Here is a 24,718-nt window from a genome sequence, read left to right on the forward strand (position 1 = left end):
GCGACAGGTTTCGGCCACCACACTTCCTCTACAACGGCGCGCGGGGAAGGTGGTCACGGGCGGTAGGGGGCGGATCACCCTTTCCCCCATCACTCCTCGTACGCGCCCGGCGAAGGCGTCCCCTGGGGTGGGGGAGTTGTGGCAGCGGCGGGCCTTCGGACCTTCGGATCTTCGGTCCGGGAACGGAGGCGTACGGCGTGCTCCGCTCAGCCGGAGAAGGGTGTGGGCCCGAAGCGTCCCCAGGCGATGAAGGCGGCGAGGGCGAGGTAGGCCAGGTTCAGGGCCACGAAGCCGGACTCGCCGCGGCGGCCGTGGGTGACCATCGCGCCGATCATCAGCAGCACCCAGCAGGCGGCGGTCACCGGCACCATGACGGGCGCGCGGTCGGCCAGCGCGGGCAGGACGAGCCCGACGGCGGCGAACAGCTCCAGCACCCCGAGCGCCTTCACGCTCCGGCCGTCCACCCCCTCGGTCCAGCCGCCCCCGTGGGCCGCGGCCAGCTTCTCCTTCGTTACGAAGGTCTTGCTGACCCCGCCGACGAGCGCCACCACGGCCAGCACCCAGGCACTGATCCACAGAGCGAGGTTCATCCGTCCCACTTCCCTTGCCGGTCGACACAGCTTCCGGGGATGTGACGGAGGACGGCCTCCGTTTGTGACATGTCCCGGCTCAGCGGAACTCGTGCACGACCTCGATCTGGCCGACGATGTGCGCGTTGAACTCGTCCAGCTCCTCGGCGGGCACCCACAACTCGAGAATGGTGCTGCCGCCGGCCCGCTGGACGGGGTAGCGGCGCAGGAACTCCGACTCCACCTCGAACCGGGTGACGAACCCCGCGCCGTCGAACCGCACATTCCAGTCCCGCGCGACCCTGACCGCGTAGTCCTCGTTCAGCACGGGATAGAAGATCGGCTGCCCGGGCAGCCGCGGCGGCCAGACCCGAAAGCCCGACTCCCGCACCAGCCGCAGCTCTTCGGGGCCGGTGGGGCGCCAGAGGGTGGTGGTGGTCGTCGGCATGGGGTCGCGTCGCTCTCTCGGGTCGGCCGGTGGGGGCGTGACGATACCGACGCCTCCGGCGCGTGATCCACGGAGTTTCGCGGCGGACGCGCCTGCGCGCGGGGATGGTTCCGTCAGGCGGCAGGAGCGGCAGAGGCGGCAGAGCATCCGTCCCGGTCGGTACGGGTGAGCATGGAACCCAGCGGAGCCACGTCATCGGCCTCCCTGACGGTGCAGGGCAGCGGAACCTCCTTCAGCTTGCCCTCATGCATCATCCAGAGCCCGAAACACTCGTCGTCCTGATCCCGGAGCAGCACCTGAACCGAGCCGGGGATGGGCCAGGGCAACTGCTCCAAGTGAGGCAGCAGACCTGACCAGTTGAGCCGCCAGAAGTCGATGGCCCATGCGTCCATGCCGGGGATGGGCTCGAAGCACTGGTGCCACTGACGATGCTCATCGGGCTGAGTGAGGGGCCGCATCACGTCATCGGCACCGCGAGCGATGACGATGACTTCACAATCTCTGCTCATGCGGGCCATGTTCGGGGTGCGGTCGGGGGAGGGCAACGGCTTATTGCAGGCTGCGTATGGTCGACCGGATTGGCGCTCGAGCAAAGGGCGGCGGACTTCAGCGCTGGAGTTCAGGTTCCGGCTCGAGGACGTCAGCCCAGACGCGGTCACCCCACGGATCGCCCTCCACGCCCAGGCGTGCCGCGACGACATCGTCGAGGAAGTGCGCATGCGCGACGCTGACCGTCTCGTGCGGCCACCACAACGAGTCACACTCGGTGCAGAGCGTGAGGTGTGACCCGTCCGCCTTGAAGCGGTAGGGCCGCACGTAGTCTTGCTCGCAGCGTGGACAGAGATGTTCGACTGACACGACCAGCACAGTACCCGGGCGCAAGCGCACGCCTTTCCAGTCTGCTGACGTCTCGCGGGGCCTGCCTTCCTCGCCCTGGGGGAAACCCTTGCGGAGTGTCCGAGCGGCCGAATGCCGACTGACGGGCACCCCGCAATTTCGACACGTATCGACACGGCCACCCTCCACAACCCGGTGACGCCCGGACGGCCCAGGAGCCTGCTCGCGATCGTCAGGGGGGGCGGCTGGGACCCCGCCTGCCGAAACTGCCCCTGACCAGCAAAAAGCCCTCCCCGCAGGGAGGGCTGGGACACGCGCCCCCGGCAGGACTCGAACCTGCGGCCAAGCGCTTAGAAGGCGCCTGCTCTATCCACTGAGCTACGGGGGCCTGGTGCGGGTCAAGGATAAAGCTCCCGGTTCCTTGACCCCGTCGCCGCGCCTCCGTGGCTCGATGTGGAGGTTCGGTGAAGCGGTCAAGATAATCGCAGGCGGGTACGAATCATGCATCGCTTTCGCGCCTTGACGCGCCGGGTGTTGTGCACTCGTTATGCCGGGAGGGGGCTCGCGTCCCAGTCCTCCCTTCTGTCCGGTCTGTCCCTTCGGCGCGCAGGCATGTCCATATGCTTCAGAATTCCCCTAAAATTGGGCATTCTTCACATGTGGTGACCTTGGACGTACGCCCCCAGCTACTCGACGCACTCGCTGCTCTGCGCGACCGTGTCGCCGCCGCGCGCTTTCCGCTCCCCCTGGCGGGAGCCCCGCGCGTGCGCGCCAACCGGGACGAGCTGCTCGCCCAACTGGACGACTACCTCGTACCCCGACTGCGCTCGCCCGAGGCGCCGCTCCTGGCCGTCGTCGGCGGATCGACCGGGACCGGGAAGTCGACCCTGGTGAACTCCCTGGTCGGACGGCGGGTCACGGAGGCGGGTGTGCTCCGGCCGACCACCCGTACCCCCGTACTCGTCTGCCACCCGGAGGACCAGCACTGGTTCAGCGGCATGCGCGTGCTGCCCGACCTCACCCGTCTCTGGGTGCCCCACCAGGAGAAACCCGCCAAGGACGGCGAGACCCCCGGCGAGGACCACGCGCGCGTGCTGCGCGTCGAGACCGCCGAGACCCTCCCGCTCGGGCTCGCCCTGCTCGACGCCCCGGACGTCGACTCCCTGATCGCCGACAACCGCGTCCTCGCCGCCCAGCTCATCTGCGCCGCCGACATCTGGATCATGGTCACCACGGCCGCCCGTTACGCCGACGCCGTCCCCTGGCACCTGCTGCGCACCGCCAAGGAGTACCGGGCCACCCTGATCACCGTCCTCGACCGGGTGCCCCACCAGGTCGTCGCCGAGGTCTCCCGGCAGTACGGCGCCCTGCTCACCAAGGCCGGGCTCGGCGAGGTGCCCCGGTTCACGGTGCCCGAGCTGCCCGAGTCCGCCGGTGGCGGCGGCCTCCTGCCCGCCTCCGCCGTCGCCCCGCTGCGCACCTGGCTCCACCACCACGCCCAGGACCCCGGCGCCCGCCGCAGCGCCCTCAGCCGCACGGCGTACGGCCTGCTCGACTCCCTGGCCACGCGCATGCCCGAGCTGGCCGGTGCGGCCGCCGCGCAGTACGCGGCCGCGCTCCGCCTCACCTCGGCCGTGGACGGCGCGTACGACAGCGAGCACACGCGCGTGCGCGGCCGCCTCCAGTCCGGCACCGTCCTCGCCGGTGACGCCCTCAAACGCTGGCGCGCTTACCCGTTGGACTGCACCGCCGGTGAACTCCTGGACGCCCTCGTGGAGAGCCTCGCCGCGCTGCTGCTGTGCGCCGTCACCGCCGCCGACGAACGCGTCGACGACGCGTGGCGCCGCGAACCCGCCGCCCGTGCCCCCGAACTCGCCGACCGCGACCCCTCGCCGGAGAGCGCCGAGCACCGCATCGGTCTCGCCGTACGGCGCTGGCGGCGCGAGCTGGAGGAGTACGCCGAGGACGAGGTCCGCGAGCTGGAACGCGGCAGCGCCCCCGAACCCGAGACGGTCGCCGCGCTCGCCGCCGCCGCCGTCCTCGGCGGACGCCGGGCGCGTACGGCGGGAGAGGGGCTGGCCGAGCGGGTCGGCGCGCACGGCGCGATGCGGCTGCGCGACCGCGCCGGGCGCCTGCTCACCGAGCACGTCGACCGGGTCCTGCACGGCGAACGCGAACGCCGGCTCTCCCCGCTCGACGCCCTGGACGTCCACGCCGAGTCGCAGGCCGAACTCATCGCCGCGCTGTCCGTACTGCAGAAGGAGAGGTGACCGGTGACCGCCGTCGCCAAACAGGACCAGATGGATCACGTCGACGACACCGGCCCCGCCGGTGACGAGGCGCACGCGCGCGTGGAGGACGACCGGCGTCCCGAGGGCGGCGGGCAGCGCCCCGGCGACGACGGCGAGGACCCCGCCGAGAGCGGCGCCTGGGACGACGGACTCATCGCCCGCCGCGCCACCGAGGACACCCCACCCCCCGAGGCCCCCGTGCGCGCCGCGACCGGGGGCGGCCCCCCGGAGCCCCTCGCCTACGACGGCCCGCTGCGCTCCCGGCTGGACGCGCTGCGCGAACTGGTCGGCCTGTCCCGTGCGCGCCTGGACAACCAGACGCTCGCCGAGGCGGCCCGCGTCCTGGACGAGGCCACCGCCCGGCGCAAGCTCTCCGGGCAGCACACCGTCGTCGCCATCGCGGGCGCGACCGGCAGCGGCAAGTCCCAGCTCTTCAACACGCTCGCCGGTGTGCCCATCTCGGAGACCGGGGTGCGCCGCCCGACGACCGCCGCGCCGATCGCGTGCAGCTGGAGCGACGGCGCCGCCGCCCTCATCGACCGCCTCGGCATCCCCGGCCGGCTGCGCCGCCGTCCGCTGCAGAGCGCCGAGGCCGAGGCGCAGCTGCGCGGCCTGGTCCTGATCGACCTGCCCGACCACGACTCGGCGGCCGTGCGGCACCGCGAGCACGTCGACCGGGTCCTGGGGCTCGTCGACGCCGTCATCTGGGTGGTCGACCCGGAGAAGTACGCCGACGCCGCGCTGCACGAGCGCTATCTGCGGCCGATGGCGGGCCACGCCGAGGTCATGTTCGTCGTCCTCAACCAGACCGACCGGCTGCCCGCCGAGGCCACCGAGCAGATCCTCGACGACCTGCGCCGCCTGCTGGACGAGGACGGCATCGCGCTCGGCGAGTACGACGAGCCCGGCGCCACCGTGCTCGCCCTCTCCGCCCTCACCGGCGACGGCGTGGGCGATCTGCGAGAGGTGCTCGGCAGGTTCGTCGCCGAGCGGGGCGCCGCGGCGCGCAGGGTCTCGGCCGACGTGGACGCCGCCGCCGCCGACCTGCGCCCGGTGTACGCCGCCGGCCAGGGCGTCGGCCTGAGCGAACAGGCGCGGGAGGAGTTCTCCGGCCGGCTCGCGGACGCGGTCGGGGCGACGGCCGCCGGGGAGGCCGCCGAGCGGGCCTGGCTGCGCAGCGCCAACCGCGCCTGCGGCACGCCCTGGCTGCGGCTGTGGCGCTGGTACCACGACCGCGGCGGCCCGCAGACGGGCAGCCTGCCGGTGCGCCCGCAGGCCGACGCCGAGGCGACCGCGCGCCAGCGGGTGGAGCAGGCGGTCCGTACGGTGTCCGACCAGGCCGCGGCGGAGCTGCCGACGCCCTGGGCGCAGGCGGTGCGCGAGGCGGCCGTACGCGGGTCGCAGGGGCTGTCGGAGTCGCTGGACGAGCTCGCGGTCGGGGCCGGGCTTCCCCCGGGCCGTCCGCCCAGGCCGGGCTGGTGGCCGGTGGCGGTGCTGGTGCAGGCCGCGATGACCCTGCTCCAGGTCGTGGGCGGGCTGTGGCTGGCCGGGCAGATCGCGGGCCTGCTGGCACCCAACCTGGGTGTGCCGGTGCTGCTGATGCTGTGCGGGATCGTGGGCGGGCCGCTGGTGGAGTGGAGCTGCCGACTGGCGGCGCGGGGGCCCGCACGGCGGTACGGCCAGGAGGCGGAGCGGCGCCTGCGGGAGGCCGCGGCGAGCTGCGGGCGGGCGCGGGTGCTGGACCCGGTGGCGGCGGAGCTGCTGCGGTACCGGGAGGTGCGGGAGCAGTACGGGCGGATCGCGGGGGTGGGGGTCGGCCGGTGAGGGCGCCTGACGGAACGGGCGGGACGGCTGGGGCGGGCGAGACGGGCGGGACGGCTGGGACCGCCGGGGCCGCTGGGGGCTTCGGACCGCCTCGGTCGCGGGATCTGGCCGGGGGGCTCCGGGCGGTGTGCTCCGGCGTGGGGCTCCCGGTGGGGTGAACCACCTGATCGGGTGGCGGAGTTGTCCACAAGCCGGTAGCTGTCCACAGCGCTCGGCGGGGTCGGGCGGGGCCGGGGCAGTCTGGTGCCACGGCGATCGCACCGCCTGCCCGGCGGACCAGTCGAGGAAGCTGGGGCGGGCGGATCTCGCGGTCGGCGTCCGTGCGGCGCGCCACGAGTGAGACCGGTGCGCGCCGTACGGCACAGGAAGCCGTACGGGACGGACCCGTACCGGCACCGGCTGCTCCGGCGGTGAACGCCGGGCGAGGGAGGGGTTCACGATGAACGAGACCGTGCTGTGCGTGGTGGGCAACGTGGCGACGCGACCGGTGTACCGGGAGCTGCCGGGCGGTCCGTCGGCCCGGTTCCGGCTGGCGGTGACCGCGCGGTACTGGGACCGGGAGAAGAACCTCTGGACCGACGGGCACACCAACTTCTTCACCGTGTGGGCCAACAGGCAGCTCGCGGTCAACGTGGCCGCGTCGGTGGAGGTGGGGCAGCCGCTCGTGGTGCAGGGCCGGCTGAAGGTGCGGACCGAGGCGCGCGAGGGACAGCAGGCGTGGGCGTCGGCCGACATCGACGCGGTGACGATCGGCCACGATCTGACGCGGGGCACGGCCGCGTTCCGCCGCTCCGCCAAACCGGAGACCCTGCCGAGGCCGGTCGCGCGTCCGGAGCCGCAGTGGGAGACACCGCCGGGTGAGGCGCCGGGTGATGCCTCGGTGGAGGCGGCTGCGGAGGCGGTGTTGGAGGGCGCGATGGAGGGGGTCGCGGACGGGCAGGCGCGGACCGTAGTGACAGGCCAACAGGACGCGCGAGCAACGATGGTGACGTGACGTCAGGGCGCACTCGCACCGTGGTGCGGCTTATCGGGCGATGCGCCTCGAACGTCCCGCGTGAAGTGGCGGATCTGTCGATGAGCCCAGCCCAAGATGTGTGCCCGCGATAACGATTACGGCTCGGATCACCCGTCCGGCCATCTGACCGCCGGGTAGGGGGTCCGTTGATCCATAGGATGCCCAGGCGTACCCCCAGGGGTTGGTGTTTCTGCTGGTAGGACCGCCCCCACATGTCCAACGGGTCCTGCTCGAAGGGGAATTCTGTGCTTGCTGCGTTCTCTGGGTCCACCCGGACCACCGTGCCCGTCCGGGCCGGTGCCCTGGCGCTGGCCTGCGGGCTTGCGGCGGCGGGTGTGCTGTCCGGTGCCGGTACGGCCCTGGCCGACGAGACGCCGCAGACGCAGAACGGCGCGACCGCCACGATCAACGGCCTCAAGACGTACGGCGAGGCCGTGATCCACGAGGACGGCACCGACCTGCGGGTGCCGGCGGGCCTGTTCGACATGTCGGTGGACGGTGGCGGCACCCTCCAGACGTACTGCGTCGACGTGCACAACCCCACCCAGCGCGACGCCAAGTACCAGGAGACCCCCTGGAGCGGCACCTCGCTGGGCGCCAACCGCAACGCCGGGCGCATCCGCTGGATACTCCAGCACTCCTACCCGCAGGTGAACGACCTCGCCGCCCTCGCCCGCAAGGCCGGCGCGACCGGACTGACCGAGCAGGACGCGGCGGCCGGTACGCAGGTGGCCATCTGGCGCTACTCGGACGCGGCGAAGGTCGAGGCGGTCGACCCGCGGGCGGAGAAGCTCGCCGACTACCTGGAGAAGAGCGCCCGCCCCGCCGCCGAGCCCCGTGCCTCGCTGACCCTGGACCCGCCCGCGGTGTCCGGCCGTCCAGGCGATCTGCTGGGACCGGTGACCGTGCACACCGACGCCGCAGGTGTGACCGTCTCGCCCCCGGCGGACGCGGCGGCCGAGGGGGTGCGGATCATCGACCGCACCGGCAAGGTGATCACCTCCGCGCGTGACGGCAGTCAGCTCTACTTCGACATCCCCGAGGACGCGCCGGACGCCACGGTCCAGGTCGCCGTGCAGGCGTCCACCACCGTGCCGGTCGGCCGGGCCTTCGCCTCCGAGTCGCGCAGCCAGACGCAGATCCTCGCCGGCTCCAGCGAGTCCACGGTCTCCGCGACCGTCGACGCGACCTGGGCGGCCCAGGGTGCCGTGCCTGCGGTGTCGGCCCGCAAGAACTGTGCCGAGGGCGGTGTGGACGTCACGGTCGCCGACAAGGGCGACCAGCCGTTCACCTTCCAGCTGATGGGCGCCTCGCACACGGTCGCCCCGGGCAAGGCCGAGACGGTCACGGTCCCGCTGGAGGAGGACCAGGCGTACGACTTCACCGTCACCGGACCGAACGGCTTCGCCCAGCGCTTCACCGGCGTCCTCGACTGCGCCGTCCAGGGCCCGGCCACGGCCGAGTCCGCCCAGACCCTGAGCGAGCCGACCCCGGTCGCGCTGCCGGGCGAGGCCCCGACGGGGACCGACCTCGCGGCCACGGGCGGGTCCGCCCTGACGCCGGTGATCACGGGAGCGGCCATCGGGTTCGTCGTGATCGGCGGGGCGGTGCTGGTGATCCTGCGCGGGCGGGAGAACCGGGCGGGGGAGTGAGGACCCCGCACCGGCTCACGCCTCCCCGCTGAGCGGGGCCCGGCTCAGGTCGCGGTGGTCCACTTGGTGCAGGAGTTCAGGAGCGAGCTGCCCTCGAACCTGGCCACCTGGATGCCGACGTCGAAGATCCCGCTGTCGTCGTGCGCGTAGCTGCGGATCTCCTTGCTGGTGCCCGCGCCGTCGTAGTTCGCGTGCCAGGCCCAGTACTTGGTGGTTCCGGCGGCGTTCTTGGTGATCAGCCGGACGCGGGCGTGGTGGCCGTCGGCGAGGGTGTCGTCGACGCCCATGAAGAAGTTGATCTCGTCGGTGGCTCCGTAGAAGTCGTCCACGGTCACTCCGCCGCTGGCGCCGGTCGTGTTGCAGCGCGCGAGAAGCGTCGCGGCGGAGGCGGGGGTGGCGGTGACGAGGCCGGCCAGCATCGCCGAGGCCGAGAGTCCCACGGCCAGTGCGAGGCGTCGCTTCATGATGCTCTCCAAATCAGACGGACGTTCGATTGATGGGGCGCGGCAAATCTAGGCCGACGGTCTCGGGCGGGTCAACGCGATTTCCGCGAACCAGCCTGCCGCCAGGGGGTGTTGGCGTTCCGGTGCCGAAGTGCTGCCGGGTGGGGCGCCGGCCGGCGGTCCGTGACAGCCGGGTCGGTGTTCCCGGCGCGACCGGCAGTGACGTCCGGGTCACCGGCGCCGGAGGTGAAGCCCCAGCTCACGGGCTCCGCGCTGATACGGGTTTCCGCACAGGGCTGGCCGTACGGCAAGATGGGGTGTATCTGCCCACTGCCTGATTTCAAGCTGCCGGACGGTTTCTCTTGGCTGAGTTCATTTACACCATGCGCAAGGCGCGCAAAGCGCACGGCGACAAGGTGATCCTCGACGACGTCACCCTGAACTTCCTCCCGGGAGCGAAGATCGGTGTCGTCGGCCCGAACGGTGCCGGTAAGTCGACCGTCCTGCAGATCATGGCGGGCCTCCAGCAGCCCTCCAACGGTGACGCCTTCATCACCCCCGGTTACAGCGTCGGCATCCTGCTCCAGGAGCCCCCGCTGAACGAGGAGAAGACCGTCCTGGAGAACGTCCAGGAGGGTGTCGCCGAGACCAAGGGCAAGCTCGACCGGTTCAACGAGATCGCCGAGCTCATGGCGACGGACTACTCCGACGCGCTGCTCGACGAGATGGGCAAGCTCCAGGAGGATCTGGACCACTCCAACGCCTGGGACCTCGACGCCCAGCTCGAGCAGGCCATGGACGCGCTGGGCTGCCCGCCCGGCGACTGGGCGGTCACCAAGCTCTCCGGTGGCGAGAAGCGCCGCGTGGCGCTCTGCAAGCTGCTGCTGGAGCAGCCCGACCTGCTGCTCCTCGACGAGCCCACCAACCACCTCGACGCCGAGTCGGTGAACTGGCTGGAGCAGCACCTCGCCAAGTACCCGGGCACCGTCGTGGCGATCACCCACGACCGGTACTTCCTGGACAACGTCGCCGAGTGGATTCTCGAGCTCGACCGCGGCCGCGCCTACCCCTACGAGGGCAACTACTCCACCTACCTGGAGACCAAGCAGACCCGTCTGAAGGTCGAGGGCCAGAAGGACGCCAAGCGCGCCAAGCGGCTCAAGGAAGAGCTGGAGTGGGTCCGCTCCAACGCCAAGGGCCGCCAGGCCAAGTCCAAGGCCCGCCTCGCCCGATACGAGGAGATGGCGGCCGAGGCCGACAAGATGCGGAAGCTGGACTTCGAGGAGATCCAGATCCCGCCGGGCCCGCGTCTGGGCTCCATCGTGGTCGAGGTCAACAACCTCTCCAAGGCGTTCGGTGAGAAGGTCCTCATCGACGACCTGTCCTTCACGCTGCCGCGCAACGGCATCGTGGGCGTCATCGGCCCCAACGGTGCGGGCAAGACCACCCTGTTCAAGATGATCCAGGGCCTGGAGACGCCGGACGCCGGCTCCATCAAGGTCGGCGAAACCGTCAAGATCTCGTACGTCGACCAGAGCCGCGCGAACATCGACCCCAAGAAGACGCTGTGGGCCGTCGTCTCCGACGAGCTGGACTACATCAACGTCGGCCAGGTCGAGATGCCGTCCCGCGCCTACGTCTCCGCGTTCGGTTTCAAGGGCCCGGACCAGCAGAAGCCGGCCGGTGTGCTCTCCGGCGGTGAGCGCAACCGCCTGAACCTGGCGCTCACCCTCAAGCAGGGCGGCAACCTGCTGCTCCTCGACGAGCCCACCAACGACCTCGACGTCGAGACGCTGTCCTCCCTGGAGAACGCGCTGCTCGAGTTCCCGGGTGCGGCCGTGGTCGTCTCCCACGACCGCTGGTTCCTGGACCGGGTCGCCACGCACATCCTCGCCTACGAGGGTGACTCCAAGTGGTTCTGGTTCGAGGGCAACTTCGAGTCCTACGAGAAGAACAAGATCGAGCGGCTCGGTGCCGACGCCGCGCGTCCGCACCGTGCCACCTACAAGAAGCTGACCCGGGGCTGATCACACCTTGCGCCACATCTACCGCTGCCCCCTGCGCTGGGCGGACATGGACGCTTACGGCCACGTCAACAACGTGGTGTTCCTCCGCTATCTGGAGGAAGCCCGTATCGACTTCCTGTTCCGCCCGGACAAGGACTTCCAGCAGGGGTCGGTCGTGGCGCGCCACGAGATCGACTACAAGCGGCAGCTCGTCCACCGGCACCACCCGGTGGACGTCGAGCTGTGGATCACCGAGATCCGGGCCGCGTCCTTCACCATCACCTACGAGGTGAAGGACGCGGACACCGTGTACGTACGGGCCTCCACCGTCGTCGTGCCCTTCGACTTCGAGGCCCAGCGGCCGCGCCGGATCACCGCGGAGGAGCGGGAGTTCCTCCAGGAGTACCGGGACGAGGCCGCCGAGGAGGAGGCCGTCGCCGCATGACGGTGCTCCACCTCGCCGACGAGACGGAGGCGGCAGATCTCGCCGGCTTCCTCACCAGGCTGCTCCGCTACGACCGCGGCGCCGCCGTACGCCTCCAGGCCGCCGGGACCGCGCTCGCCGTGTTCGGGCGGCCGCCCTCCTTCGAGGTGCTCGCCGTCCGCGCGGTGCGCCTCGCCAAGCCGTACGAGGACGGGCTGGACGCCACCCTCGACGTGACCGTCTCGGCGGGTGAGCTGCTGGAGTCGGTGGACGAGCGGGCGGCCACCGCCGCCGTCCCCGGCGCCGTCACCGGACCCCCGTGGGCCGGAGTGCTGCCGCCGCGCGGCGGCTGGCGCCCCGAGCCGGGCCTGCCCGGGCCGGCCGTGCTGCACAGCACCGTTGCCCGGTCGGTGGCCGAATTCCGCTCCCGCACCGAGGAGTTGGCGCCCGAGGCGCGTACCCGGGCCGAACTGGACCGGATCGGGCGGGAGATCTGGTCCCGCGAGGTCGGCCCGACCCCGCTGCCCGTGCGCGCCGTGCACGCCGCCCAGTCGCTGGGCTTCCTGCGGCCGGGCGACCCCGCCTCGGGCGAGGACACCGGCCTGTTCTCCTGCGGGGCGTGGCTCCGGCTGCGCACCCCCTACGGCTCCGTCGCCGTGCGGCGCGCGGGCCTGGGGACGCTCGGCGTCAGCGTGCGCTGACCGGCGCGCGGGGCGCCTCAGCCCGCGGTGTTCACCATCGAGGCGGCCGCGTACGTCAGGTAGTTCCACAGCGTCCGCTCGTGCTCCTCGGACAGCTCCAGCTCGTCCACCGCGACCCGCATGTGCTTCAGCCACGCGTCGTGCGCGGCCCGGTCCACGGCGAACGGGGCGTGCCGCATCCGCAGCCGGGGGTGGCCGCGCTGCTCGCCGTAGGTGGTGGGGCCGCCCCAGTACTGGATCAGGAACAGGGTGAGCCGCTCCTCGGCCGGACCGAGGTCCTCCTCCGGGTACATGGGCCGCAGCAGCGGGTCCTCGGCGACGCCCTCGTAGAAACGGCCGACCAGCCGGCGGAAGGTCTCCTCCCCGCCCACCTGCTCGTAGAAGGTCTGCTCCTGAAGCGTGCCACGTCGGATCTCGTTCACCCGTCCATGGTCTCAGACCGGGGGGCCGAGGACCCAAGGCGTAGGACCGGCCGTCATCCGCCGCTTCCCCGCGCGGATCGCCCCTACTGTGGACATATGGGCGCCTACGACTCCGTGCTGACCGAGGTGGCCGCCGAGGCGAGGGCCGCGCTGGTCCGGCAGATCGACCGCGACGGAGCCTGGAGCGCGGACCCCGTGTGGCGGGAGGCGTTCGCCGCGGTGCCCCGGCACCTGTTCGTGCCGTACTACTACGTCGGCGTCCTCGGCGGCTACGAGCGGTACGCGGCCGACGACCCGGACCCCGCCGGACGCGAGCGCTGGGCGCGCGGCGCCTACGCGGACGCCCCGCTGGCCACCCGGCTGCACGACGGTGAGCTGGTCTCCTCCTCCAGCCAGCCCTCGCTGATGGCGCGCATGCTCGTCGCCCTCCGCGTCCGGGACGGCGACCGGGTGCTGGAGGTCGGCACCGGCACCGGCTACAACGCGGCCCTGCTCGCCCACCGCCTCGGCGACGACGCGCTGGTCACCACCGTCGACATGGAGGAGGAGATCACCGGCCCGGCCGTGCGGAACCTGGCGAGGGCCGGCCACCGTCCGGTGGTGGTCACCGGCGACGGGGCGTACGGGGTGCCCGCGCACGCCCCCTACGACCGGATCATCGCCACCTGCATGCTGCCCACCGTGCCGCGCCCCTGGATCGCCCAGTGCGCGCCCGGCGCCCGGATCATCGCGCCGCTGAACAACGGGCTGCTCGCCCTCGGCGTCGACGAGTCCGGCCGCGCCGAGGGCCGCTTCCTGCGCACCGGCGCCTACTTCGTGCCACTGCGCGGGGACGGCAGGGCCCCCGACGAGCCGGTGTCGCTGCGCGGCCTGCCCGGGAGGGCCCGGGACCAGGAGTCGTTCCGCTTCCTGCTCGGCCTGGTCCGGGGCGCGCTGGAACCGTCACGGGCGTACGCGCTCTGGGAGGGCGCGGGGATGCCGGGCCGGGAACGGTACGGCGTCACGGTCAGCGGCCCCCGCGCCTGGGCCTGGCTGGACGACCCGGGGGGCCGCCACGCCTGGCCGCTGCCGTGAGCGCGGGGACTCAGCCCCGGTGGACGGTGATCGTCGTCCAGGCGCCCACGTGCACCCGGTCGCCGTCCTGGAGCGGTACGGGCACGAACGGCTGGATCGGCTCGTCGGAGCCGTTGACCGTGGTGCCGTTCGTCGAGTTCTGGTCGACGACCGCCCAGCCGCCGTCCGGCTGCTGCACCAGCACCGCGTGCTGGTGCGAGACACCGGGGTCCTCCGGCGGCACCGACAGGTCGACGTCGGGGGTGTCGCCGGTGGAGTGCCGGCGGCGTCCGATGGTCACCTGGTTGCCGGTGAGCGTGCGCTGCTGCTCGGGGGAGTACGCGGGCAGGTTGAGCCCCGCGGCCTCCGGGCCGGAGCGCTGCATCATCGCCATGAAGTACTCGCGGTCCGGGCCGATGGTCGCGGTCCAGGTGGCCGGACCCTGCGCGGGCGGGCGGCCCTGCGGGAAGCCCGACGTCTGGGCGGCGCCGGACTGCGGGTAGCCGTAGCCGCCACCGGGGTTCGCGGACGGACCGTTCGACGGCGGCGGGGAGATCACCCAGTCGTCGTCGCCGAAGGACGGGCCCCCGGCCGGGGTACGGCCGCCCTCCTGCGGGAAACCGGCCGGCGCGGACGGGCCGGAGGCCGGCGAGGCCTGCCGGGACGGGGCGTCGCCGAAGGCGGAGGGCTCCCGCCCGAAGGGCGGCGCGCCGGACGGGCCGCCAGGACCCGCGGGACCGCCCTGCTCACCGGGCCCACGCCGACCGCCGAAGCCCCCCTGGCCGCCGAAGCCGTCACGTGAACCCTGGCCGCCCTGGCCGCCCGGTCCACCGGGGCCGCGCTGGCCGCCGAAGGCGTCGGGAGCGCCCTGGCCACCCTGGCCCCCGGGACCACCCGGCCCGCGCTGGCCGCCGAAGCTGTCGGGAGCGCCCTGGCCACCGGGACCACCCGGCCCGCGCTGGCCTCCGAAGCTGTCGGGGGCACCCTGGCCGCCCGGACCGCCGGGGCCGCGCTGGCCACCGAAGGCGTCGGGAGCACCCTGGCCACCCTGGCCGCCCGGCCCGCGCTGGCCACCGAAGCCGCCAGGACCACCGGGACCACCGGGACCGCCCTGACCACCGGGACCGCCGTAACCAGGCCCGCCAGGCGCACCAGGCCCACCCGGACCGCCCTGCTGACCGGGCCCGGAACCAGTGCCGGGGCCGGGGCCTCCGGGCCGCTGGCCCGGGCCGCCGCCGAAGCCCGGCGGGGGGCCCGGCCGGCGCTCGCCGAAGGGGGAGGCGCCGCCCGAGGTGGGCGGCGGGGACGCCGGGCCGCGCTCGGCGCCGAACGGCGTCGGCCCCGAGGGCTCGTTGTCGAACGCGGGTATCGGCTCGGCGGGCCGGTTCACCTGCGAGGGCCGCGACCCCTGGTAGTCGAAACCGTCGTCACCGCCGCCGAACGGACCGCTCGGCGGCTGGTAGCGGGGCTGCTGCTGCCGGGGCGGGGCCGCCGGGGTGTAGGAGGTGGCGGTGTTGGTCAGGAAGTTCCACCGGCACTCCTCGCAGAAGGGCGCGCCGCCCTCGCGGGGCGTACGGCACTGCGGGCACAGCTCCGCCTCCGCGCCGGGCGAGGAGGGACGCCCCTCGGCGCGCGGGGGCGGGAATCCGTAGCCGCCGCCGGACGGGGGCGGGGGCGGAGGAACGGCACCGGCCATGCGGTGACCGCAGACCTCGCACCAGTCGTCGGAACCCGACTGGTGTCCGTTCGGGCAGGTCGGCATGTCGGTGGTACCCCTTCTGCTGAGGGATCGATGTCTACAGGGTCACTTCTTGACGCGAACGGTTTTCGTGGACCGGGTCTCGAGAGTCATCTCGTCGGCCTCCGTGACCTTCGCCTTCAACCGCACAGTACCGGTCGGGGCGTCGACCACGTCCACCACCTTCGCAAGCAGTTTCGCAGTATCCGCGTTCCCCGACGCCCCCGCGAGCTGAACGGCACGTCCCAGTCTGGCCGTCGCTCCGTCCAGATCACCCGCTTTGCGCAGATCCAGCCCTTCCTGGATGGCCTGCGCCAGTTCGGCCTGACCGGTGTAGTGGGCGACTTGGGAGTTGAGCGAGGTCGAGGCCGCCATGTCGTCGGTCCACACGGCCCGTACGAGCCCCTGCGCGCCGACGTTCTGTGCCGTTCCGTCCGGCCGGGGCACGACCAGGGACACCCGCGCGGCCAGCATCTCCTGGCCCAGTCCGGCCGCCGGGACCTCCACGCAGAGGTGGTAGTCGCGGGACTCGTCGCCCCAGGAACCGGTGGGGTAGTCCCCGGCGCGCGGGTTCGCCTCGGTCCGCCGGCCGGTCAGATCCTCCACGGCGGGCGCCACTTGCTTGACGAATCTGATACGCGTGCCGACCGGCGTCCACACTCGCAGGGCGACGTCGGCGACGCCCTTGCCCATCGTCGACTCCATGATCCGGGTGAAGTCCTCGGTGAGCCGGGCCGGATCGGCGACGATGTCGGCCGTGCCGAGCAACGCCGAGGCGACGCCTGTGACTTCTTTCACTTCCCAGTCGGTGCCCACGCCCCGCGCGTCGCAGGTGAAACGGCCGGCGCACGCGTCGAGGGTGTCCTTCAGCTCCGCCGCCGACTCGTGCTCGTTGCGCCCGTCGGTCAGCAGGATGCCGTGCCGGATCGCCACGTCGGCCCCGGTCAGCAGCCGGTCCGCCAGCCGCAGCCAGGTGCCGATCGCGGTGCCGCCGCCCGCGCTCAGCCGCCGCAGCGCCTGCTTGGCCTGGGCACGGGTGGCCGGGTCGGCCACCGCGAGCCGTCCCCCGCCCGGATAGACCTCGCGCGCCACATGGGTGCCGTCGACGACGCCGAAGCGCACCCCGTCGCGCAGGGTGTCGATGGCGGCGGCCGTGGCGTCACGGGCGTTGCGCATCTTGGCGGGCGGATAGTCCATCGAACCCGAGCAGTCCACCATCAGCACCACGGCGGCCGAAGCGGCCGGCCCGGCCGGTGCCCCGGCGGGCGCACCGCCGCCCCTGGCCGTCACGGTCACGATGGCGTTGACCTCGCGGCCGCCCTCCGGCAGGAACTCGTTCTGGTAGACGTCCACCGAGAACTGCGGCCCGCCCGGCTTGGCGAAATTGGCCATGCTGGTTCACATCCCCCTAGGACACGCCCCGCTCGGCGCGAGGCGGTGCGTCCGGGCGGACCGGTCCCCTCCGTGTCCGCCCGTGCTTCCCCGTGCGCGAGGCCGCCGCGTCCGCGCGCGGTCGCCCGCGCGGCGACGGCCTCAGGCCGATCCTGCCCCCTGCGGCGGCGCGGGGAACGGCACGACGGCCACTGTTACGTTGTCGTGGCCCCCGGCGTCCAGCGCGTGCCCCACCAGCACCCGCGCGGCGTGCAGCGGGCGGGCGGCCGCGTCGGCGGGCAGCACCTCGGCCATCTCCTCCGGCGTCTCGGCGTAGTTCCACAGACCGTCGGTGCACACCACCACCACACCGGCCCGGTCCGGCTTGAACGACGCGGTGTGCGGCTCCAGTTCGTAGGCGTCGGCGCCGAGCCAGCCGGTGATCGCGTGGGCGCGCTCGTCGGCGTACGCCTCCGCCTCGTTCATCAGGCCGGCCGCCACCATCTGCGCCGCCCAGGAGTCGTCCTCGGTCAGCCGGGCCGGGGGAGCGGAGCGGTCGTCCGGCACCCAGTAGGCGCGGCTGTCGCCGACCCAGCCGACCACCAGCAGCCCGGTGGCGACCACCGAGGCGACGATCGTGCAGGCCGGGGCGTTCTGGTGCGGGGCGTGCTCGCGGGCCGCGTCGGGCTCCCCGGCGAGGGCGTCCACCGCCCGGGCGGCCGACACGATCGCCTCGTGCATCGCCGCCTGGGGATGCGTGCCGCGCGGCAGGGCGCCCAGCAGCACCTCCCCGGCGGTCCGGGAGGCGGCCGTGGACGCCTCGTCCGGGCGGGTCGCGGAGGAGACGCCGTCGCAGACCACGGCGAGCACGGCGGGCGAACCGTCGGGCAGCGCGGTGTGCGCGATGGCGAAGTCGTCCTCGTTGCGGTGGTGGCGCAGCCCCCGGTCGCTCACGGCGGCCACCGGGCCCGACTCCCGCTCCATGTGGTCGCGTTCGCGGGGCTGGGCGTGCCCGCAGTTCTCGCAGTAGCCGTCGCCGTCCACCCGGCCGGCGCGGCAGGCCACGCACACCGGCGCGGTCCCGCCCGCCTCGACGGCCGGGTGCTCGACGCGCGGGTCCGGTGCCTGGAGCGGGTAGTCGTCGGGCTCGGCGGGCCGGTCGGGCCGGTCGAAACGCACCCCGGACGCGGCCGGTCCGGGGGCGGGCAGCGGGGAGCCGCCCGAGTCGGTGCCGGGCACGTCCGCCGCCCGGTGGGCCCGCGGTTCGGTGCTGCCGGTGGGCTGCTCCGGCTCGGGCCAGTCGACGTCCTCCCGCGCGGCGCCGGTCATCGTGAGCGTCGGCTGGTCCTCGGGCGGCGGGGGCACGGCCGACAGGTCGTATCCGCAGGCGCCGCAGAAGAGGTCGCCGGGTTCGAGCGGCTCCGCGCAGCTCGGGCACTTCGGCAGTGCGGCCTGCTGGGGCATCTGTGACATGACTACACCCACGTCCGGGGGCGGTAACGGTTGGCCCGTTCCACCAGTTCGATCCTCTCCTCGCCGCCGGGCGCCAGCCGGGCCAGCGTGCGGTAGGCGCGCTCCAGACCGAAGCGGAGACTCCGCTCGTCCAGACCGCTGCCGAGCACCCGTCGGCCGGTGGCCGGCGGAGCGGTGCCCCCACCCCTGGAGAGTATCCAGTCGAGGGCGCAGCCGAGGACTTCGGCCGACAACCGCTCACGTCGCGCCGGGTCGAGCCCGTACGCGTCCAGCGCCTCGACCTGGCCCGCCGCGGCGGTCAGGTCGTCCAGGAACGGTACGTCACCCGCGGCCGCCGTGCGTCGCCGCAGCCGCGCCCGCACCGCCGCGACCCGCGCGGCGGTGTAGTGGATGGACGACTCCGGCACGGATTCCAGCGTACGGACCGCGCCGCTCCGGTCCCCGCCCGCCAGGCGCACGCGCGCCAGGCCGAACGCGGCGCTGACGAAGCTCGGATCGGTCGTCCACACCAGCCGGTAGTACTCGGCGGCGTTGTCCGACTGGCCCAGCACCTCCGCGCACAGGCCGAGCGCCAGCTTGGGCGCGGCCTCGCCCGGGAAGGCGTCGTAGATCGCGTCGAAGGCCAGCGCGGCGCTCTCGAAGTCGCCGGTGACCAGGGCGGCCACGCCCCGGTACCAGACCACCCGCCAGTCGTCGGGCCGCTCCTCCTCCAGCCGGGCCAGCGAGGTCAGCGCGGCCTGCCGGTCGCCGTGCTCCAGCTGGGCCCGCACCCGTCTGAGCCGGGTCTCCACGCTCTGGCCGGGCGCCGCCTGAAGCGCGCTGATCAGCTCGCCCGGCGCTGACGCGGCCAGACCCGCGAGGAAACCGGCGTCCGGGTCGGCCGGGTCGACCAGCGGCACGGGCAGGGCGAGCGCCGCGGCCGGGGAGTCGACGGGGCTGACCAGCGCGGGCGGCGCGGCGGGCGCGCGGCCCGGTCCGGGCAGCTCACGGGCGCCCAGGCGGGACACCTCGCCGTCCAGCACCGGGAACAACCCGGTGTCCGGGACCCGCACTTCGGGCCCGAACAGGGTCGACAGCGCGGGCCGGGCCTGCCCGGTGCTCAGCGACACGACCTCGCGCAGCACCCCGGTGAGCTGGTCGGCCATCTCCCGCGCCGAGGCGAACCGGCGGGCCGGGTCGGGGTCGGTGGCGCGGACCAGGAAGCGGTAGAAGGACTCGTAGCGCTGGAACACCTCGATGGTGTCCGGGTCGGGCAGCGAGTCGGCGTACACGGTCGTGTAGCCCTGGAAGTCGAAGGTGAGGACGGCCAGGGTGCGGCCCACCGTGTACAGGTCGCTGGCGGCGGAGGGGCCGACGTCGGCGACCTCGGGCGCCTGGTAGCCGACCGTGCCGTAGATCGCGGACTCCTCGTCGTCCACGCGGCGCACGGCGCCCATGTCGATCAGCTTGAGCTGGTCCTCGGTCTGGATGGCGTTGTCGACCTTGAAGTCGCAGTACAGCAGGTTGCGGCTGTGCAGGTGCCCGAGCGCCTCCAGCGCCTCGATGCCGTACGCGCACGCCTGCTCCACCGGCAGCGGGTCCCGCCTGCCGTCCGGTGTGCGGCGGGAGTTGGCTATCTCCTTCAGCGACTTGCCGCCGACGTACTCCATGACGATGTAGCCGTCCAGGGAGCCGGTGCGCTGGTCGAGGTGCTCGACGAAGTTGTAGATCCGGACGATGCCCGCGTGCTCGATCTCCGCGAGGAACCGGCGCTCGGAGATGGCCGCCGCCATCGCGTCCTGGTCACCGGTGTCCAGCAGGCCCTTGAGCACCACCCAGCGGTCGGACACCGCACGGTCCACCGCGAGGTAGATCCAGCCGAGGCCGCCGTGCGCGAGACAGCCCGCCACCTCGTACTGGCCGTGCACGATGTCCCCGGAGCGCAGCTTGGGCACGAAGGAGTACGGGTGCCCGCACTTGGTGCAGAAGCCCTCCGTGCGGCCCGGCCGCTCCCCGCGCGCCCGGCCGACCGGCGCCCCGCAGTCCGAGCGGGAGCAGTACCGCTTGCGCTCGGGCACCTGCGGACCGTCCAGCACCATCGCGCGCGGGTCGGGCCTGGGGACCTGCGGCACCTCCACCAGACCGGCGCCCAGCCGCCCGCGCGCCGAGGGCCCGGACGCCGAGCCCGAGCCGCGCACCGACACCGAGCGGCTGCCGGGCCTGCCCGGCAGCGAGCGGGACAGGCGCCCCGACACCGAGCGCCGCGAGCGTGCGGACTGCGAGGAACTGCGGGTGGTGCCGCCGTTGATGCCGGTGGGCGCCGAGCCGACCGAGCCCGCCGGGTCCGGCACCGGGCCGGCGGCCGGGGCGACCACGGGGGCCAGCCCGCAGGTGTCGCAGTACAGCTCGCCGCCGCCCATGTCCTCGTAGGTGCCCGCGCAGTCCGGACGCTGGCAGGCGCGCCGTTCGCCGCTCACTCCCGCTCCCCCTTCCCGTCCTCGGGCGCGGGCCGCTCCGGCACGTCCGGCGGGGCCAGCAGTTCGGCCGCCGCCAGCTGGTAGCGCAGCACCGCCTGCTCGGCCACGCGCAGATCGCAGGGCGCGCTCCACAGCATCCGCCGGGCCGCGTCGTACCGCTCGATCAGCAGGCGGTCCTCGGCCAGGCCGTGCCGGGTGACCTTCGCCCGGTAGGCGTCCAGGCGGCCGCGCAGCTCGGCGCGGACCGCGAGCGGCGCGGTGACGGCCGTCAACGACTCGCGAGCGCGCAGCAGTTCGTCCTCCGCCCGCTGTTCGAGGGACTCCAGCAGCGGGGAGAGGCGGTGCCAGCGGGCCTGCCGCCGGTACTCCGCCGCCGTCGCCAGCTGCTCCTGCAGCGCGGTCGGCGGCCCGCTGACCACCGGCACCTCGGTCGCGGCGATCTTCGCCAGCACCTCGCCGCGCGCGGTACGGGCCTCCGCCAGGGTGCGGTCGGCGCGGGAGAGCACGTCCCGCAGCCGGATCAGCCGCTCCTCGGCGTCCTGGCGGACGGTCAGCACCGCCTCGATCTCCCGGCGCACGTCCTCCAGCGCCCGCGCTTCCCTGTCGTACACCGTGGTGTCCGGGCGGCCCCCGCCGGGCGCGGAGCCGCCCCCGGCCGGGACCCAGTGGGCCAGCGGATCGCGGACGACGTCCTCGCGCAGCCCGGTCAGGGTGCGGGTGATCCCCTCCAGGTCGTCCCCCGAGGGGTGTTCGCCGGGGCGGACACCGACGGAGTGGGCGAGCCGGCGGGTGCGCTGGAGCTCGGCGGCCAGCAGGTCGATCCGGGCGGGCAGCGCCGACCAGACGGCGTCCGCGGCCACGACCATGTCCAGCGAGGAGGCGTACAGCTCGTTCATCCGGTCCACCAGGGCTGCCAGCGTGAAGCTCTCGCTGAGCACGGCAGAACCCGAGGCGCCGCCCGCGACCGTGACCGCCTCCCCGCGCAGCAGACCGGTCAGCTCGACCAGGTCCTCACGGCTGGACCACCGGCGCCGGGAGCGGATCTCGCGGGCCTCGCGCAGGGCGGCCGTGTACGCGTCGAAACAGGTCCAGAGCAGGGTGATCGACGCCTCCGTGGCGGCCCACCGCTCCTTGGTGACACCGGTCAGCTCGGCTCCTTCGAGCAGCCTGCGGCCGGCGTGGTCCTGGAGCGCGAACAGCGAGGTCTCGACGGCCTCGTGCTCCTGGCCGAGCCGCGCCAGCGCACGGTCCACCTCGTCCCGGTCCATCACCGGCCCGGCGGGGTCCGTGACGCCCATCGATCACCTCTCGCTGCAGTGTGGTCACTTCGGCCCGTACGTGTCCGGTTCAGCTCTCGCGCAGGTACTTCGGGGCGGGCGGTCTGGAGGAGCGCGCGTCCTCGCCCAGTGTGGCCGACAGCCATTTGTCGTACGACGCCTGCCAGCCGTCGCCGCGGTAGTCCACCAGGACGCGGTTGACCCGGCGCACCAGATCGGTGGCGTCCTTCTTCATCGCCACGCCGTAGTACTCGGTGGTGAACGGCTTGCCCAGCACCTTCACCGTGGGGTCCTGCGCGGCCTGGCTGGCGGCCAGCGCGCCGTCGGTGACCACCGCGTCCGCCTCGCCGAGCTGGAGCCGGACCAGGCAGTCCAGCTGGTTCGGCACGGTCGCGGAGAAGTCGGTCGTGGCGGGCAGCGCCGCGCGCTCCCGGTCCGCCTTCAGCTTGCCGTACGCCGTCGAACCGGCCGCCGTGCAGACCTTCTTGCCGGCCAGCGTCCCGTCGTAGCCGTTGATGGCGGAGGCGTCCGGGACCAGCAGCTGCTGGCCGGTCTTGAAGTACGGCGCGGAGAACGCCACGTCGCGCAGCCGGTCGCAGGTGATGGTCATCGTGCGGACCACCATGTCGACCCGGCCCTCCTGGATCGCGGGGATGCGCTGGCTGGTCGGGATCGCCTTGAACTGCACGTCGTCCGGGCTGCCGAGGATGTCCTTCGCGATGCGGCGCACCAGGTCGATGTCGAAGCCCTCCAGCTCCGCGCCCTCGGTGCCGGGATTGCGGTAGCCCCAGCGGTAGCTGTTCTGGTCGACGCCGACGATCAGCTTGCGCCGGTCGCCCTCGCGGGCCTTGATGGCGTCGATGGTCGGGCCGTCCGCGCCCGAGGGCGCCGGGGTCCGGTCCTGCGCCCGGGACTCCTCGCAGTCGTCCGCGCGGGCCGGGGTGCCGACGACCGGCCCGCCGCCCGGCGCGCCGACACCCGACGCCGGGTGCGCCTGGGTGCGCGGGAGCAGCGTCACGAACGCCAGCGCCAGCGCGCACAGCACCGCCATCGCGCCGACCCCGCCCCAGCCGCGCGGCCGGGTGCGCCTGCGCACCGCCTCCATCGCCTGGCCCCCTGTCACCGGTACTCCGAAAGCCTGCGCCCGATGCCGTACACCGCGCCCGCCGCGCCCAGCACACCGAGCACGGCGGCGCCCTCGGGCAGCCCGGTCATGGCGTCCCGGCCGCCCGTCGCGGCCCGGTCGAACTCCGCCTGCTCGTGGCCGAGGGCACGGGACAGGCTGCGGTCGACGCCGTCGAAGGACGCGCCGGTCGTGCCGTCGGCGCCGATCACCAGGTCCAGCGCCCGCTGGTAGTTGCCCTTCTCGTCCTCGTCGCGGGCCGTGCGGTGCCGCTGCCGCCACTCGGCCGTGTCCTTCAGGGCCGAGCCGACCGGTTCGCCGCCCGCGCGGTCGTCGGCGAACCGCCGGGCCTCGGTGAGCCGGGCGCCCAGCGTGGCCAGGTCCCGGTCGAAGGCGTAGTAGTACGCGTCCTGCTTGGCGCCGTTCACCTCGACGGTCTCCGCCCCGCGCGCCACCAGGCTCAGGTTCTCGTTCCCGCGCGCCTTCAGGGCGGCGATCTGGGCGTTGTGCAGCACGTTCAGCGAGCGGATGCCGTGGGTGTAGGAGTCGGACAGGCCGGAGCGGGCGACCGTGTGCCCGACGACCAGCCACAGCAGCACCACCACCGTGGCGGCCGAGGCGGCGGCCAGACCGTGGTTCAGGACGCGGTTGGTGCGGCGGAAGTCCCGGTACTGGGCCAGGCCCAGCGCGGTCAGCGCGAGCAGGCCGAGCCCGATCGCCGCCCAGGGGTAGGGGGTGGCGTCGTCGTAGTCGGCGTCCAGGCGCCGGTTCTCCTTGGTGTACAGGTCCTGGGCGGCCGGGAGCATCTCCGTGCGCATCTTCTCGTTGGCGTAGCGCAGATAGGCGCCGCCCACCGGATAACCCTGGCGGTTGTAGACCCGGGCCCGCTCGATGAGGCCCTTGTACTCGGGCAGCAGCCGGTTCAGCTTGCGGACGGTGGCCTCGGAGGGGGAGCCCGGCTCGGTGTCGGCGGCCGCGCGGACCAGACCGGAGGCGGCGGTACGGATGTCCTCCTCGTACCGCTCGCGGTTCGCGGCGCTCTCCCTCGGGCCCGCCAGAAAGCCGGTGGAGGCCGCGGTGTTGGCGTCGGCGAGCGAGCGGTAGATCGCCGCCGCGCCCGAACTCAGCGGCTGGCTGCGGGTCAGCACGTCGTCGGCGGCGGTAGCCCGCTCGCCGCTCTGCCAGGCGGTGACGGCGCCGAACGCGACGACCACCAGGGCCAGTACGGCCCCGATCACCCTCAGCCGCCCCGGCTCGGTGGTCGCGGCGGCACGCAGCCGCTCGGCACCCTCGGCGAAGGCGGTGCGCCGCACGGGGGGTACGCCGGACGGCCCGCGCTGGGCGGGGATCGTGGCGGTGGCAGAGGTGGCAGAGGTGGCAGAGGTGGCAGAGGTGGCAGAGGTGGCCGGTGGTGCCAACCCGGCTCTGCTCTGCGGCGGTTGTGTCACCCGACCTCCCCCATGGTCATCCGTTGGCCGCCAGTATCGCCGCCCACGTCCCCCTTCGCACCAGCCTTCACCGCATCTTGATCGGATCAGGCAGGGAAGCGGGCTCTACCCCCTCTGTCCAGAAACACGCCGTACCATTCCCCAACG

21 protein-coding genes and 1 tRNA gene are annotated in these 24,718 nt (G+C 73.5%); 8 read left to right on the forward strand and 14 right to left on the reverse strand.

Going from position 1 to position 24,718, the window contains the following annotated elements; translation table 11 throughout:
- Window positions 1–206: 206 nt before the first annotated feature.
- The 5 genes from ABZ898_RS08820 to ABZ898_RS08840 form a co-directional block, all read right to left on the reverse strand.
- Window positions 207–590 carry a DoxX family protein gene (locus ABZ898_RS08820; RefSeq protein ID WP_361654484.1) on the reverse strand — a complete coding sequence of 128 codons (384 nt, stop codon included), beginning with the start codon at window positions 588–590 and terminating at the stop codon, window positions 207–209.
- Window positions 591–669: 79 nt separating this feature from the next.
- Window positions 670–1,017, reverse strand: coding sequence for a hypothetical protein (locus ABZ898_RS08825; protein WP_361654486.1), 348 nt, complete (start codon window positions 1,015–1,017; stop codon window positions 670–672).
- Window positions 1,018–1,130: 113 nt separating this feature from the next.
- Window positions 1,131–1,562, reverse strand: a complete 432-nt coding sequence (locus ABZ898_RS08830) for a hypothetical protein (RefSeq protein WP_361654489.1) — start codon at window positions 1,560–1,562, stop codon at window positions 1,131–1,133.
- Between the two features lie 61 nt (window positions 1,563–1,623).
- Complete coding sequence (locus tag ABZ898_RS08835; RefSeq protein ID WP_361654492.1) at window positions 1,624–1,875, reverse strand: hypothetical protein; 252 nt, start codon at window positions 1,873–1,875, stop codon at window positions 1,624–1,626.
- 294 nt (window positions 1,876–2,169) lie between these two features.
- Window positions 2,170–2,242, reverse strand: a tRNA-Arg gene (locus tag ABZ898_RS08840).
- Between the two features lie 271 nt (window positions 2,243–2,513).
- Between ABZ898_RS08840 and ABZ898_RS08845 the strand changes: the two genes are divergently transcribed.
- The 4 genes from ABZ898_RS08845 to ABZ898_RS08860 all read left to right on the forward strand — a co-directional run bounded on the left by ABZ898_RS08845 (window position 2,514) and on the right by ABZ898_RS08860 (window position 8,636).
- Window positions 2,514–4,124 (forward strand): dynamin family protein, encoded by a 1,611-nt coding sequence (locus tag ABZ898_RS08845; RefSeq protein ID WP_361654495.1) that lies wholly within the window; start codon window positions 2,514–2,516, stop codon window positions 4,122–4,124.
- A 3-nt stretch (window positions 4,125–4,127) separates the two neighbouring features.
- Window positions 4,128–5,969, forward strand: coding sequence for a YfjP family GTPase (locus tag ABZ898_RS08850; RefSeq protein ID WP_361654498.1), 1,842 nt, complete (start codon window positions 4,128–4,130; stop codon window positions 5,967–5,969).
- A 439-nt stretch (window positions 5,970–6,408) separates the two neighbouring features.
- The gene (locus tag ABZ898_RS08855; RefSeq protein ID WP_361654501.1) at window positions 6,409–6,963 is read left to right on the forward strand and encodes a single-stranded DNA-binding protein; all 555 of its coding nucleotides are present in this window, start codon (window positions 6,409–6,411) and stop codon (window positions 6,961–6,963) included.
- 302 nt (window positions 6,964–7,265) lie between these two features.
- Complete coding sequence (locus ABZ898_RS08860) at window positions 7,266–8,636, forward strand: Cys-Gln thioester bond-forming surface protein (protein ID WP_361654714.1); 1,371 nt, start codon at window positions 7,266–7,268, stop codon at window positions 8,634–8,636.
- A 44-nt stretch (window positions 8,637–8,680) separates the two neighbouring features.
- Here ABZ898_RS08860 and ABZ898_RS08865 read toward each other — a convergent pair whose 3' ends face one another.
- Entirely contained in the window at window positions 8,681–9,100 is a 420-nt protein-coding gene (locus ABZ898_RS08865; RefSeq protein WP_361654504.1) for a hypothetical protein, read from the reverse strand.
- Between the two features lie 341 nt (window positions 9,101–9,441).
- Between ABZ898_RS08865 and ettA the strand changes: the two genes are divergently transcribed.
- From ettA to ABZ898_RS08880, 3 genes are read left to right on the forward strand one after another with little or no spacing between them, the layout of a single operon-like run.
- A complete protein-coding gene (gene ettA / locus ABZ898_RS08870) occupies window positions 9,442–11,106 on the forward strand; it encodes an energy-dependent translational throttle protein EttA (RefSeq protein ID WP_361654507.1) in 1,665 nt (554 codons plus the stop codon).
- A 7-nt stretch (window positions 11,107–11,113) separates the two neighbouring features.
- Complete coding sequence (locus ABZ898_RS08875; protein ID WP_161149682.1) at window positions 11,114–11,530, forward strand: thioesterase family protein; 417 nt, start codon at window positions 11,114–11,116, stop codon at window positions 11,528–11,530.
- Window positions 11,527–12,210 carry a hypothetical protein gene (locus tag ABZ898_RS08880; RefSeq protein WP_361654510.1) on the forward strand — a complete coding sequence of 228 codons (684 nt, stop codon included), beginning with the start codon at window positions 11,527–11,529 and terminating at the stop codon, window positions 12,208–12,210. The genes ABZ898_RS08875 and ABZ898_RS08880 overlap by 4 nt, the downstream gene beginning before the upstream one ends.
- A 17-nt stretch (window positions 12,211–12,227) precedes the next feature.
- On the opposite strand, the gene ABZ898_RS08885 is transcribed toward ABZ898_RS08880, so the two are convergent.
- Window positions 12,228–12,632, reverse strand: a complete 405-nt coding sequence (locus tag ABZ898_RS08885; protein ID WP_361654512.1) for a globin — start codon at window positions 12,630–12,632, stop codon at window positions 12,228–12,230.
- Window positions 12,633–12,728: 96 nt separating this feature from the next.
- Here ABZ898_RS08885 and ABZ898_RS08890 point away from each other — a divergent pair, with 96 nt between their 5' ends.
- The gene (locus ABZ898_RS08890; RefSeq protein ID WP_361654515.1) at window positions 12,729–13,706 is read left to right on the forward strand and encodes a methyltransferase domain-containing protein; all 978 of its coding nucleotides are present in this window, start codon (window positions 12,729–12,731) and stop codon (window positions 13,704–13,706) included.
- Window positions 13,707–13,716: 10 nt separating this feature from the next.
- Here the strand turns inward: ABZ898_RS08890 and ABZ898_RS08895 are convergent, their stop codons facing one another.
- The 7 genes from ABZ898_RS08895 to ABZ898_RS08925 form a co-directional block, all read right to left on the reverse strand.
- Window positions 13,717–15,447, reverse strand: a complete 1,731-nt coding sequence (locus ABZ898_RS08895; RefSeq protein ID WP_361654518.1) for an FHA domain-containing protein — start codon at window positions 15,445–15,447, stop codon at window positions 13,717–13,719.
- 42 nt (window positions 15,448–15,489) lie between these two features.
- Window positions 15,490–16,815 carry a VWA domain-containing protein gene (locus tag ABZ898_RS08900; protein ID WP_361654521.1) on the reverse strand — a complete coding sequence of 442 codons (1,326 nt, stop codon included), beginning with the start codon at window positions 16,813–16,815 and terminating at the stop codon, window positions 15,490–15,492.
- 141 nt (window positions 16,816–16,956) lie between these two features.
- Window positions 16,957–18,267, reverse strand: coding sequence for a PP2C family serine/threonine-protein phosphatase (locus ABZ898_RS08905; protein WP_361654524.1), 1,311 nt, complete (start codon window positions 18,265–18,267; stop codon window positions 16,957–16,959).
- Window positions 18,268–18,269: 2 nt separating this feature from the next.
- The gene (locus ABZ898_RS08910; RefSeq protein WP_361654527.1) at window positions 18,270–20,723 is read right to left on the reverse strand and encodes a tetratricopeptide repeat protein; all 2,454 of its coding nucleotides are present in this window, start codon (window positions 20,721–20,723) and stop codon (window positions 18,270–18,272) included.
- On the reverse strand, window positions 20,720–22,021 hold the full coding sequence (locus ABZ898_RS08915; RefSeq protein WP_361654530.1) for a hypothetical protein: 1,302 nt from the start codon (window positions 22,019–22,021) through the stop codon (window positions 20,720–20,722). Before ABZ898_RS08915 ends, ABZ898_RS08910 begins: the two co-directional genes overlap by 4 nt.
- Window positions 22,022–22,070: 49 nt before the next feature.
- A complete protein-coding gene (locus ABZ898_RS08920; protein ID WP_361654717.1) occupies window positions 22,071–23,105 on the reverse strand; it encodes a glutamate ABC transporter substrate-binding protein in 1,035 nt (344 codons plus the stop codon).
- 14 nt (window positions 23,106–23,119) lie between these two features.
- The gene (locus ABZ898_RS08925; protein WP_361654533.1) at window positions 23,120–24,436 is read right to left on the reverse strand and encodes a hypothetical protein; all 1,317 of its coding nucleotides are present in this window, start codon (window positions 24,434–24,436) and stop codon (window positions 23,120–23,122) included.
- Window positions 24,437–24,718 lie beyond the last annotated feature (282 nt).

The sequence above is a fragment of the Streptomyces sp. NPDC046860 genome (assembly GCF_040645115.1).
Taxonomy (GTDB): domain Bacteria; phylum Actinomycetota; class Actinomycetes; order Streptomycetales; family Streptomycetaceae; genus Streptomyces.